Source organism: Candidatus Thiodiazotropha sp. CDECU1 (assembly GCF_963455295.1).
Taxonomy (GTDB): Bacteria; Pseudomonadota; Gammaproteobacteria; order Chromatiales; family Chromatiaceae; genus Thiodiazotropha.
This window is the reverse complement of the sequence record NZ_OY734020.1, coordinates 3,085,911-3,098,661: the sequence shown is the minus strand read 5'-3', so window position 1 is coordinate 3,098,661 and position 12,751 is coordinate 3,085,911. Positions and strand designations below refer to the sequence as shown.

General features: G+C 56.3%; 6 protein-coding genes. 4 read left to right on the top strand and 2 right to left on the bottom strand.

Going from position 1 to position 12,751, the window contains the following annotated elements:
* Nucleotides 1-13: 13 nt before the first annotated feature.
* Nucleotides 14-2,353, bottom strand: coding sequence for a DUF1631 domain-containing protein (locus R2K28_RS14070; RefSeq protein WP_316365308.1), 2,340 nt, complete (start codon nt 2,351-2,353; stop codon nt 14-16).
* Nucleotides 2,354-2,584: 231 nt separating this feature from the next.
* Nucleotides 2,585-2,806: a decarboxylase gene (locus R2K28_RS14065; RefSeq protein WP_116446970.1), complete on the bottom strand. Its 222-nt coding sequence runs from the start codon at nt 2,804-2,806 to the stop codon at nt 2,585-2,587.
* A 202-nt stretch (nt 2,807-3,008) separates the two neighbouring features.
* Between R2K28_RS14065 and R2K28_RS14060 the strand changes: the two genes are divergently transcribed.
* The 4 genes from R2K28_RS14060 (at nt 3,009) to recD (ending at nt 12,544) form a co-directional block, all read left to right on the top strand.
* Nucleotides 3,009-3,881 (top strand): HDOD domain-containing protein, encoded by an 873-nt coding sequence (locus R2K28_RS14060; RefSeq protein ID WP_316365305.1) that lies wholly within the window; start codon nt 3,009-3,011, stop codon nt 3,879-3,881.
* A 110-nt stretch (nt 3,882-3,991) separates the two neighbouring features.
* The gene (recC, locus tag R2K28_RS14055) at nt 3,992-7,162 is read left to right on the top strand and encodes an exodeoxyribonuclease V subunit gamma (RefSeq protein WP_316365302.1); all 3,171 of its coding nucleotides are present in this window, start codon (nt 3,992-3,994) and stop codon (nt 7,160-7,162) included.
* On the top strand, nt 7,159-10,728 hold the full coding sequence (recB, locus tag R2K28_RS14050) for an exodeoxyribonuclease V subunit beta (RefSeq protein WP_316365300.1): 3,570 nt from the start codon (nt 7,159-7,161) through the stop codon (nt 10,726-10,728). Before recC ends, recB begins: the two co-directional genes overlap by 4 nt.
* Nucleotides 10,715-12,544 carry an exodeoxyribonuclease V subunit alpha gene (gene recD / locus R2K28_RS14045; protein WP_316365298.1) on the top strand — a complete coding sequence of 610 codons (1,830 nt, stop codon included), beginning with the start codon at nt 10,715-10,717 and terminating at the stop codon, nt 12,542-12,544. The genes recB and recD overlap by 14 nt, the downstream gene beginning before the upstream one ends.
* Nucleotides 12,545-12,751 lie beyond the last annotated feature (207 nt).

The window sequence follows — 12,751 nt, the reverse complement described above, 5'->3', positions numbered from 1 at the left end:
ATTTCCTATGTCCTTAACGGACCTCTTTACCCTCATTTTCCTCATCATCGTCGATGAGTTCGCTAGCTATATCATCAGTGGTTTTCAAGGAGCGTTGGAGCATACGTCTGATAGCATGCAATGTTCTCTCGACAAACGGATCACTGCTGTCTTCTAGAATGGTTGATTCACCTTTAAGAATCTCTTGCGCTAATGTTCTTAGTGGTTTGATAGCGGTTTGAACGCCGGCTCTGTCAACGAACATACACGAAGCAGTCAAGGGACTTAACCAGGATAATTTAACCTTTTGTGATTCTCCACTCTGTGCATCCCTGATTTCGAACCAGGTGCCGAACTTGATCTTGCGCAATTTTTCCATCATTGCTTCTTCATCTTCAGGAATATCCTCTTCCTCGGCCTCTTCTTTAGGCGATTCGATGGTGACTGGCTTGCTGGGCTCCGCTTCCACGACAGTCTTGTCGGTTATGGGTACCACCGTTTCCGAGGTTTGGGCAGATTTTATCGCTTGTTCAGTTGCTATGGATGCGGTTTCGGCATTGCTCAGCAGGCCAAACAGGGTCTGGCTCTTCTCCTGGTGAAATCCGCCCAGGGAGGCCAAGCCCTCCTCAATGGATTTCCTCAAATCTGGCAGTGTCCGCTCTAACTCTTCCCGTTCGCTCTGGTCTTTGGGTTCAAAGGTCCAGGCAATCTCATCTGCGATACGCAACGCCTCTTTCCAGTCGTCGCTCATTTCACCATCCGGATGGCGCAACAGGACAAATACAAGCTTGTCTACCCAGGTCTTCTCCAGGAAATCCTTGGCCGGTTGAGGAAGGTTTTCGCTGAACGAGCGTGCTCTCATCTCCTGGGAGGCACGCTGTCTGGCAATATTCAGCTTCTCTCTGCCTTTGATGGAATCCTGTGCACGCTTTTCGAGGATGTCAGACTTGCGCCTGAATTCATCCATACGTTTCTTGAATGCCTCCAAAAGTGTAGAAAACAGACCGACATTATCAGAAAATTCCTTCAGTACCCGGTCGATGACATTCTGCATGTCGGGGTAGATGCCCCGCTTGAGATTGCGCTCGTCTATCCAGTGGCTGCCAGCTTCAACCAGGGAATCGAGCAGTTGTCTTGCCTCATGATTGCTATCGGTGAGCAGCTTGCGGTCGATAATGGCGACCTTGAGGTAGGGGGTATGCAGATGGCTGATCAGGGCCTTGGCTACCGCCGGGAGCACAGGATCATTCAACATGTATTCGAACAGCATGCCCACTAGGTCGATGGTATCCTCATCCGCCGCTTCAAGGCGGTCCGCGCCAACCTCGGAATAGAGCTTGTGGCGCTCTTCGGCAAGGGTGTGCTTGACCCGGATAAGGAATTGCTCATCGATCTCGATGTTGGAAATTGCGGCACCGGGTGCGTTGACATCCGGAATCATGTCTGAGCGCTGAGCCGGTTGAATATTACTCAGGGCGGAAACCAGATTCTCTTGGGTGGCGGGTGGTACGCTTCCAAGCTGGCGGCCGGCCGCTTTTGCTGCGGCTTCCTTAGCGGCAACCTTCTCTGGCGAGGTGCGTCGCCGGCTGGCCATCATATCCAGAATCGAGCCGAACAGCTCCTCACCCAACTCTTCCTGAGTCTGTTCCTGCTGCAGCTCGGAGTGATCCTCGTCCTCTGCATCTGTCCTGCCTTTTGCATCCGGTGACTTCTGGATCGCCGGGCGTAAGTGGGGTAGAACACCAGCCTCCTTTAGGCTGTTGTTAAAGTCGTCATAGATCGAACCCAACTGCTTCAGCACATATTTATCGAACAGGGCGAGGATGATCACCTTGATCCGCGCTTCCAGACCCAATGCGTCGATTGCCTCGCTGAATGCATGGGCCAGGTGGTGGGGGCCGGAAGGGATCTTTTTATGTTTAACGCTACGTCCACCACTCACCACGCTCAGGCGCTGACCCAGTGCATAGAGCTGGGAACGATGGTGTCCCACCGTGCGACTGATCATGTTTTCCAGGGCGGTGGAGACATCCATCGATTCGTGATCGACGAGTTCCAGTTCCGTGTCTTCTTCGGAAAAACTATCTATCTCGGGTTGGTCTTTCCAGAACTTGTCGAAGCCCTCACTGAGTAATTCGCGAAATTCATGCTCCACCAGTCCATGTCTGTTGCGGATCATCGCCATCGCTTCGAAAAAGCGATTTTGTATCTCGTTGGTTTCGGCCTTTTGGGCAAAGCTGGTCAGCGCTTTATCTGAATTGTTGAAAAGCTCTGTGAGGAGGGCGTTTATATAGACGATTACAGTGTCTTTACAGCGATCCAGCACCGGCTGAAACTGACTCTGATATTTATTTCTTCTGTCCTGTATTGACACGTTTAAAGGATCCTTAAGTGAATCAGTGGCGATATCCAAATAGAGGTGATATTGCTAAAACTTGATTTTTCTAAGTATGTTGCAAGAGTAATAAGTAAAGAGTAGCACGAAGAATGCCTAAGATGAACAATCAGATGAGTGACTTATCGTAATGATTACAAGGTTTTTTTATCATAGCTTGGATTCCTGGCGCACACTCTGTTTGAACATATCTCTAACGTAGACACCATCTCAATCGTCTCCAATGATTTTATCACTGCTTTCTGTGGGTGAGAGCAGAAGCTCTCCCTGACCGACGCTATTGGCGAATACCATGCGATAGGTGGTACCGTCATCCTGGGTATGGGCGGCGCGAAGTTTTTTAACCTTTTCCTTGGCTGGCCTGTACTTCTCCTCATCCTCGAGATATTCCAGGCTGTTATCAGCAGATACTTTGAAAATGTAAAACGGCATGTTTACTACTCCGTCGATGTGGGGGCAGGTCAAGATTTCCAGAAAAATGTCGATAACAATAGATGTATACCATAGTTGTTTCTGGATACAAGCCCGCATACTAGCTGAGATTGATGCTGAATAATACGTCAATAACCTTTGTATATCAGTGATTTAAATCTTAACGACTAGGGACATTGAAGGTAGCCCTGAGGTGAGAGTCATGACTCCTCAACAACTTGTGATCGAGATTGAAAGCCTGGTTTCCCTGCCGGACGTCTGTGTCAAGGTGAACCGGCTGATCGATGCACCAAACTACTCGGCTGCAACCCTGGGCGATATTATTTCCCAGGATACCGACCTGTCAGCCCGCCTGTTGCGGCTGGTTAATAGTGCTTTTTTCAACGTAAAGGCGCCGGTGGAGACCATATCGAGGGCCATCACCGTGGTAGGTACCAGTGAGTTGCGCAATCTGGTGATGGCAACCACGGCGGCACGGATTTTTACCGGTATCCCCGGGGATCTGGTGGATATGGCCGAATTTTGGCGTTACTCGATTACAACTGGAGTGGTCGCGGGTGAATTGGCCAAGCGGTGTAACGTCCTGCACAGCGAGCGGCTGTTCGTGATGGGGATATTGCACGATATCGGTCGACTTGCGATCTATCTGAAAATGCCTCAAGAGGCGCGAGATATCCTGTTGATTACCGGCGGCGACGATACCCTGTTGCCGGATGCGGAAAATGATGTCCTTGGTTTTAACCATATGGATGTGGGTGAGGCCTTGTTAAGGAAATGGAAACTGCCTGAGAGCATCGTATCCGTGGTTGCCTACCATCATCTGCCGGCGGCCGCAAAGACTTATCAACTGGAGACCTCCCTGCTTTTTCTCGCTACCACATTAGCCAGTGCCGATCTGAGCGGTATCGAGTTGGATGAAACCATCGACCTGGTGGATCCTGTTGTCTGGAAAATGACCGGATTGGATGCTGCACAACTAGAGTCCGTCATGGAACGGACACCACACAAGGTCATGGAGATCATGGATGTGGTGTTGGGTCCGAAAGTCAGACCGCTACAAAGCCAGCCACATTAACGATTATCCACTGCCCATCTGTGATCAGACAGGCGCTATGCCCGGGGTGATGCGCTGTTTCATGATTGAGACTCAGTGATTGAGTCCCAAACAGGTTAGAATACGGCCTCATGTTGAGGCTCTACCAATCAAATCACCTCGAATCCCTCGCCGCGCGCCTGGCCACGCAACTCGCCCAACCGGCGGCTGAGCCGCTCCGCCAGGAGCAGGTCATCGTGCAACACCCGGGCATGGCGCGTTGGCTCTCACTACAGATCGCCAGCCACCTGGGTATTTGTGCCAACCTGACCTTTCCTTTGCCGGCGGCGTTCATTTGGCAGCTGTTCCACACCCTGTTACCGGAGGTTCCGGAGTGTGATCGCTATCAGCCACAGCGACTGGCATGGCGTATCTATTGCCTGTTAGAGGCCCTTGATGGGGAAGAAGTAGATCAATCGGTCAGCAACTACCTGGCAGGCGCGGACGATGTCAAGGGTTTTCAGTTGGCGCAGCAGCTGGCCACTCTCTTCGACAGATATCTGATCTACCGGCCAGACTGGATTGCCAAGTGGCAGCGGGGAGAGCCCGCTACCGAGGGCGACAGTTGGCAGGCCAGTCTATGGCGTCATCTGGTCGCGGAGGATGCAATCCATTGGGTGAGCCTGCAGCTACAGTTGGGCCAGATAGGGAAAGCCTCATTCAAGGAGACCCTGCCCCCAAGGATTTTCATTTTCGGTGTGCCGACCCTATCCCCCGGTTACCTGGAGATCATTCGACACATTGCATCGCTGATCGATGTGCATCTTTTTCTGCTCAATCCCTGTGAGGCCCACTGGGCAGATATCGTCTCACCCACCGAACAGGCGCGGCTGGCCCTGCGCTCGCGAGAAGAGGAGCTCTATCTGGAAGTCGGTAATCCACTGCTCGCCACAATGGGCCGGCAGGGGCGGGACTTCTTTGCCGCAATCAATGAGATGGATCCGGGTGGGGAAGAGCTGTACCAGCCACGGCAGGGTGATCTGCTGTTACATCAGTTGCAGGATCAAATATTGACCTTGAGTGAACCGAAACCGGTTGATTCCTCAGACAGCTCCATTAGCTTGCATCGCTGCCACAGCCCGATGCGCGAGGTGGAGGTGCTCTACGATCAACTGCTGGCGGCATTGGATGAAGTGCCGGGTCTGACAGCCTCGGATATCCTGGTGATGGCGCCGGATATCGATCGCTACGCGCCGCTGATCAAGGCCCACTTCTCATCCCCCGGCAGTCGTCCGAAGTTACCTTTCAGGATCAGTGGCGCCGGTCTGTTGCAGGGCAATCCCCTGGCAACGGCGCTGCTTGAGATAGTTCAATTGGCGGAGTCCCGCTACCCGGTCGGCGGCCTGCTCAACCTACTGGAATACCCGGCCATCCGTCGCTGCTTCGGATTGGATGAAGCAGGGATCGAACAGGTCACCCGGTGGTTGACCCAGGCGGCTGTCCATTGGGGGCGGGATGGGGACAGCAAGCGTTCCCTCGGACTGCCGCCCGACCCGGGTAATACCTGGCGGGAGGGGTTGTGGCAACTGGTACTGGGTTATGCGATGCCGGGAGATGCCGAACAGCTTTGGCATCGACACTATCCCCTGGATGCGGTGGAGGGTTCGGAGAGTCAATGGCTGGGTGGGATGTTGGCCTTCTGTGATGCGCTTTTCTCGCTCCAGGATGAGCTCGCGATCAGTCGTTCACCCCAGGCATGGATGAGGTTACTGATCGGTCTTACCGAGCAATTCTTCGCTGCCGATGAGGAGAGCGAGTCACTGCTCGAGTCGGTCAGAGAGACGATTCACGCATTGGTCCAGGAGATGCAACAGGGGGGAATCCAGCAGGAGCTGGCTTTCGCACCGATTCGCTATCGCCTGCAGGAGATGTTCAGCCAAGCAGTCGAGCGGGGCTTTCTCGGCGGCGGTGTCAATTGCTGCGCCCTCGCTCCCATGCGAAGTCTTCCGTTTCGTGTGATTGCCCTGATCGGCATGAATGACGAAGCCTTTCCCCGCCAGCAGCCGGAGCTGGGATTCGATCTGATGGGTAATGAGTTTCGTGCCGGGGACCGATCGCGACGCGCGGATGATCGCTACCTCTTCCTGGAGACCATAATCTCAGCGCGGGATCGTCTTATAATCAGTTATGTGGGCCGCAACCAGCGCGACAACAGTCTGCTCCCACCCTCTGTGGTGGTGGATGAGTTACGCGACACGTTGCAGCAGATGGTTGACGAGTCTGGCATGCAGCAGATCACCTTCGACCATCCCCTGCAGCCCTTCTCCCAGGACTATTTTATTGCTGACAGCGCTCTTTTCAGTTATTCGGAAGAGATGCGCGAGGCTGCACTGCGGGTCGGTCGCGGCAATCGTGATGACCTTCCTCTGGTGCCAGCCCCCCTGGCCGATACCGATGACGAAAAGCAGATCGATCTGCAGCAGTTGCTCCACTTCTTCACCAATCCGCTACGGGGGTTTGCCGAGAACCGCTTGAATCTGGAAATCAACCAGGCAGACCAGTTACCTGAGGAGCGGGAACAGTTCTCCCTTGATCATTTCGACCAGATGGGACTGGAACATGAGCTGGTGGAGGCCTTGCTGGCTGAGCAGACCCCTGAGGACCTTTATCAGCGATTACGTGCGCGTGGACGCCTGCCCCACGGGAAGGTGGGTGAACAGATATTCAGACAGATGCAGATGCGGGCCACGGCAATGGCTGAGCGTGTTCATTCCCTCGATAAGGGCGATTCACTGCAACCCCTGGAGGTTGATCTCCTTTTCGGTGAACAGCATCTGGTTGGCCATTTGCACGCTGTCAATCAGGGAGGGCTGCTGGTCTATAGCACGGATCGCCTCTACCCCTACCAGATGCTCAGGCATTGGATTCGGCATCTATTGTTGAACGCCCTCAACCCTCCCGACATCAAGCCGCTGACACGGCTGCTCGAGGGGGAGAGGAGCGGTCAATTCAGGCCGGCCGAGAGGGCCATGGATCACCTGGAGATCCTGTTGCAACGCTATCGTCAGGGGCTGCATCTTCCCCTGACGTTCTTTCCCGCAACGGCATGGATCTACCAGGAGAAGCTGCGGCAGGGTGATGAGGAGAAGGCCCGCAAGGGGGCGCAACAGCGCTGGTTTGGCAATCGGTTTCAAACCGGTGATGTGGATAAACCCTACCATCGCCTGCTGTTGCCGGACCGGCCTGCCCTGGATGAGACTTTTTTTGCCACCAGTAGTGAGATCCTGCAACCCCTCATGGAACATCTGGAGTGGCACGGATGAGCATGCAGATCGAATCGGTTGCCCTGCAGGGCTTCAATCTGGTGGAGGCGAGTGCCGGCACCGGCAAGACCCACACCTTGACCGGTCTCTATCTGCGCTTGCTGCTGGAACAGGACTATGGCCCGGAACGGATCCTGGTGGTGACCTACACCAAGGCGGCAACGGCGGAACTGAAAACACGCATCCGCCAGCGGCTGATCGAGGCCCGGTCGCTGTTCAGCGGCGCTGAATGCAAGGACCCCCTGCTGCAGGCCATCCATGACAAGATAGAGGCTAGGGAGCGGGCGCGCAGGCGCCTCGACCTGGCCATCGCCAGCTTCGACCGGGCGGCGATCTATACCATCCACGGGTTTTGCCAACGGGTATTGACCGAGCAGGCGTTTGAGACCGGGCAGGGATTTAACACCGACCTGGTGCCGGACCAGGCCGATCGGCTGCTGCAGATTGCGGACGATTTCTGGCGACGCGAGATCAACCGGCTGCCCGATCAGCTGCTTCAGGCCCTGCGCAACGCGATCGATAGTCCCGAAACATTGCTCTATCGCCTGGGTCCCGCACTGGGCAAGCCCTATCTGGGGGTCAGGGCCAGAGATTGGCCCGAAGGCTTGCAGGAACTGGAACAGCAGGCCCTTGAGCTGCGCTCCGAAGTCAATGCATTGTGGCAGGATCAACGCAATCGTATCCTCGCCCTGCTGGGCGACAGCCAGGTGATGAAGGGGAATGTCTACCGCCAGGTCTGGGTAGAGGGCTGGGGTGCGAAAATGGATCAATGGCTGCTGGGGACGCCCTATGCAAGGCCCTTCGATAAGGCCGAGCGGTTTACACCGGAGAGTATCGAGGCGGCGGTGAAACCAGGCCAGGTGGCCCCTCAACACCCCTTCTTTGCTCTTTTTTCCCGTTATCTTGCCAGCATAGAACAGTGCGCCGACGCCTTCGACAAGGTCCTGGTGGCCTGGCAGAAGTCATTCCATGACTATCTTCTGGTTGAGTTGCCGCGACGTCAGGCCGAGGCGGGGGAGTGGTCCTATGACGACCTGTTGCTGCAACTGCACGCCGCCTTGCAGGTGCAGAGTGGTGACCACTTGGCGGGCCTGTTGCGCAGCCGCTATGCCGCTGCCCTGGTGGACGAGTTTCAGGACACCGATCCGGTACAGTATCAGATCCTCAGTCAAATCTACCGCGACAGCCGGCAACCGGTGTTTCTGGTGGGGGATCCAAAACAGGCGATCTACAGTTTCCGCGGCGCCGATCTGTTCGCCTATCTGCGCGCCAGGGAGGAGACAGGCGCGACCCACCATACCCTGGACATCAACTGGCGCTCCACGCCCGGATTGGTACAGGCGGTGAATACCCTGTTCGGCCGATCCCAGCGGCCATTCTTCGAGCCGCGCATCGGTTTCGAAGCGGTCGCGGCGGCGGACCGGGAGCTGCCCCCATTGAAGATCAAGCACGGTAACCAGGCACCATTCCAGATCTGGCAGCTCGGCTTCGACCAACAGGCGGGGATCGAAGCGATCCGCCAGTCGGTAGCGGATGCCACCGCCGCTGAGATCGCCCGCCTGTTGACCTTATCTGCCCAGGATCAGGCGCATATCGGAGAGAGACCCCTGTGCGGCGGTGATATCGCCGTTTTGGTGCGTACCCATGATCAGGCCTCACGCATAGCACACGCCTTGCGGGTGTATGGCATACCCGCGGTTCACGGCAGTCAGCAGAGTGTCTACTGGAGTCATGAGGCAGAGCAGTTGCAACGCTTGCTGATCGCCCTGCTGGAGCCCCACCGGGGGCAGCTGGTTCGAGCCGCGCTGGCAACATCCATGTTGGGTTGGGACGGCGCCACCATCGATGAGTTGAACCGGGACGATGGGTTGCAAAACAGGATGTTCAACCGTTTCTACCACTATCACCGCGCCTGGCGGGACAAGGGTTTCATGGCCATGATCAGGGCCCTCTCCATTGATATGGGCATAGAGAACCGACTCCTCGAGTTCAGGGACGGAGAGCGCCGCCTGACCAACTTCTATCATCTCCTGGAACTGCTGCATCAACATGACACCACTGCCCATGCCGGCATGGAGGGGTTGGTGAAGTGGTTTGCCCGCCAGTGTCAGTCTCCATCCCAGGACGATGAGCGCCTGCTGCGATTGGAGAGCGACGGGGAGTTGGTGAAGATCGACACCCTGCACCATAGCAAGGGATTGGAATATGGCATCGTCTTCTGTCCCTTTGTCTGGGATGAGGGTGAGGCAAGGGCCGACGACAGACCCTTTCTCTTCCACGATCCGGAGGAAGACTATGCCGCGGTGCTGGAACTGGGATCAGATGCCTTTTATGCCAACCAGGCCTATTTCCGGGAGGAGGTGTTCGCGGAAAACCTGCGTCTGCTGTATGTGGCCCTGACCCGTCCCCGCTATCGCTGCTATCTGCCCTGGGGATGGTTGAAGCAGAGCCGGCCCTCGGCCTTCGCCTGGTTATTGCACACAACCAATCAAGCTGATTGTGCCCACTCCCTGGTGCATTGGCAGCAACAGCTCAAGAGATTCACTGCCGAGCAAGATGCGCAGCAGTTACAGGCCTTGGCCGCAGCCAGCCAGGGAAGCATCCATATCTCAGCCTTGCCCCAGCAGGGAGAGGCGGCACAACTCTGCCTGTCCCTGCCGCCGGAACTGTTGCCGCCGAGACGTTTTTCCGCATCCATCACCCCGCGGCGCAGTGTGGCCAGTTTCTCCTCCCTGGTGGCGGGACAGCATGAAGACAGACCCGATTACGATGCCCCGGCAGCGATCCTCAACCAGCCGCAAGATACCAGTCAGGGATTAAACGTACATGGCTTCCCCCGCGGCTCGAGGCCCGGCAGCTGCCTGCATGGGATCCTGGAGGAGCTGGACTTCACCCAGACCGGGGGGAAGACGGTGGAGGCCCTGGTGGAGGAGAAGCTGCTGCTGCATGCCATCGACAGCCGTTGGACGAGTGTGGTGGTGGCGTGGTTGAGAGAGGTCGTGGAGACACCCATCAATGTAGCAGGCTTGACCCTGAGTCGGATTGGATCGGAGCAACGGTTGAATGAGATGGAGTTCTATTTCCCGGCCCGATCCCTGCAGCCGAAGGCGATCGCGGCACTGGCGCAACAGCACCGTTTCTCCAATGTCGATGGACTGATCGACGGTCTTGGCAAACTCCACGCCACTGTGGTGGATGGTTATATCAAGGGCTATATCGATCTTATCTTCGAGGTGGATGGTTGTTTTTATCTGGCCGACTATAAGTCGAACTGGCTGGGCAAGGGTTACAGCGACTACCATCCCCGGGCCTTGATGGCGGCGATGATCGAGCACCACTATCCCCTGCAGTACCTGCTCTACACCCTGGCCTTGCATCGTTATCTCAAGCTGCGTCTTCCCGAGTATGAGTATGAGCGCCATTTTGGAGGTGTCTACTACCTGTTTCTGCGTGGCATGCAACCCCGTAGCGGGGCGCGTCTGGGCGTGGTGGCTGAACGGCCCTCAGTCGATTTCATAGAGGCCCTGGACCAGTTGATCGAGGCGCACAGCGATGAGTCGTCCTGATACCCTGTTACGCGCGCTGCACCGGCACAAGCTGCTCAACAATCTTGATCTGCATCTTGCCGAGTATCTGCTGTCAGAGGCAGCGGTCCCATCACAATCCCTCGCACTGGCGATCGCACTCACCAGCCGGGCCACCGGTGACGGGCATGTCTGTCTCGATCTGAACGAAGTTGCAGGGAACACGCTTTTCGATGATCCGGAGATAAGGATGCAGGCCCCAGGATTGGCGGAGTGGAAGGCCGAGTTGCATCAAAGCGGCATCATCGGTCAACCCGGTGCATGGCAGCCCCTGATTCTCGACACCCGGAACCGGCTCTATCTGCATCGTTACTGGGACTATGAGCAGCGTCTGGGGCATTCCCTGCTGCAACGTGCCAGAAGTGTCGCGCATGAGGTTGACCGGGAGGGGGCCAAGCAGGCCTTAGGGAGGCTGTTTCCTGACGGTCAGTCGGGTATCGATTGGCAGAAACTTGCCGTTGCCACAGCCATCCTTTGCCCCCTCACCATCATTTCCGGTGGACCGGGTACCGGTAAGACCACCACTGTGCTTCGCCTGCTGGCACTGTTGCGCCAGCTGCCAGGTGGCGAGGCGTTGCGCATCGCCCTGGCTGCGCCCACAGGCATGGCCGCGGCCCGCTTGCAGCAGGCGATCCAGCAGGCCAAGGTCTCAGTTCCCCTCTCACAACAGCAGTTGGCGTCGATACCGGAACAGGCATCGACCCTGCATCGACTGCTGGGCATGCATCGATCCGGCACCGGTTTTCGCCACCATCGGGAAAATCCCCTGCTGCTGGATGTGGTGATCGTGGATGAGGCATCCATGGTGGACGTGGCACTGATGACCAAACTGCTGCAGGCCCTGCCTGACACTGCGCGCCTGGTGCTGCTGGGAGATCGGGATCAACTGGCCTCGGTGGAGGCGGGGTCGGTGATGGGCGATCTGTGTGCCGGGTGCGATGGGCCGGATGATGACTTCGCACGACAATTGAGGGAGATCACCATGCAGCCGGTGAGGGTCGGGGAGGCGTCTACCAGTGAGCTGAGAAACAGTGTTATCGAGCTGAAACAGAGTTTTCGCTTCGATCCCGAGAGCCGCTTGGGACAGCTGGCCAAGGCGGTCAATGGAGGTGACGCGCCAGGGGCGCGACAGCTGCTACAGCATGGTGGTGATGAAGTAGGCCGGATAGAGCCCGGTACTGATGTGACCACCCTGGTTGCAACTCATTTTACCAGGCTGTTTCAGGCGGTCAGGGCGGGGGCGCCTGTGCACGCCCTGTTCGCCCTGCTGTATGAATTCCGCCTACTCTGTGTGCTGCGCGAGGGTCCGTTCGGCGTCAATGCTTTGAACAGCGCCATCACCCGGGAACTGATCAGGAGCGGGCATATCGAGGATCACAACGATTGGTATCCGGGGCGACCGGTGATGCTGTCGCGCAATGACTATCAGCTCAATCTCTATAATGGTGAGACAGGCATAGTCCTGCCCCATCCTGAACAGAAGCATGAGTTGGCCGTGGCCTTTCAGGGCAGTGATGGTCAGACCCGATGGATCTCACCCGCCAGGTTGCCCCATTGCGAGACGGTATACGCGGTAACGGTACACAAGAGTCAGGGATCGGAGTTTCAGGCGGTCGCACTGCAGCTACCGGATCAGTGGAATCCGGTGTTGTGTCGCGAACTGGTTTATACCGCGATCACCCGCTCGAAGCAGCGGTTCACCCTGGTCGGTGATGATGGGATCTTCGAAGCGGCGATCGCCCACCCCATGCAACGTAGCAGTGGGCTGCCCGATCTGCTTGCCGGCAAACCCGGTTAGTGTGCCACTTGCGGCTTTGGCGCGGAGGGAAGTATGCCAATCCTTGGAAAGCAGATATTTTACTGAGCACATAAAAAATTAATGGGGTTGGATAACTCCTCGTTGTGGTAGTGTATTGCCTGTTTGAAATATGCTCGGCACGAAGCATATCAAATATTATTAATAAAAACAGTTAGTTATTAGGTTTTTCCAAATTCCCTCATGAGC

Coding starts and splice junctions, on each gene's coding strand:
- R2K28_RS14065 (WP_116446970.1), bottom strand. CDS start 2,806: ATGCCGTTTTACATTTTCAAAGTATCTGCTGATAACAGCCTGGAATAT.
- R2K28_RS14060 (WP_316365305.1), top strand. CDS start 3,009: ATGACTCCTCAACAACTTGTGATCGAGATTGAAAGCCTGGTTTCCCTG.
- recC (WP_316365302.1), top strand. CDS start 3,992: ATGTTGAGGCTCTACCAATCAAATCACCTCGAATCCCTCGCCGCGCGC.
- recB (WP_316365300.1), top strand. CDS start 7,159: ATGAGCATGCAGATCGAATCGGTTGCCCTGCAGGGCTTCAATCTGGTG.
- recD (WP_316365298.1), top strand. CDS start 10,715: ATGAGTCGTCCTGATACCCTGTTACGCGCGCTGCACCGGCACAAGCTG.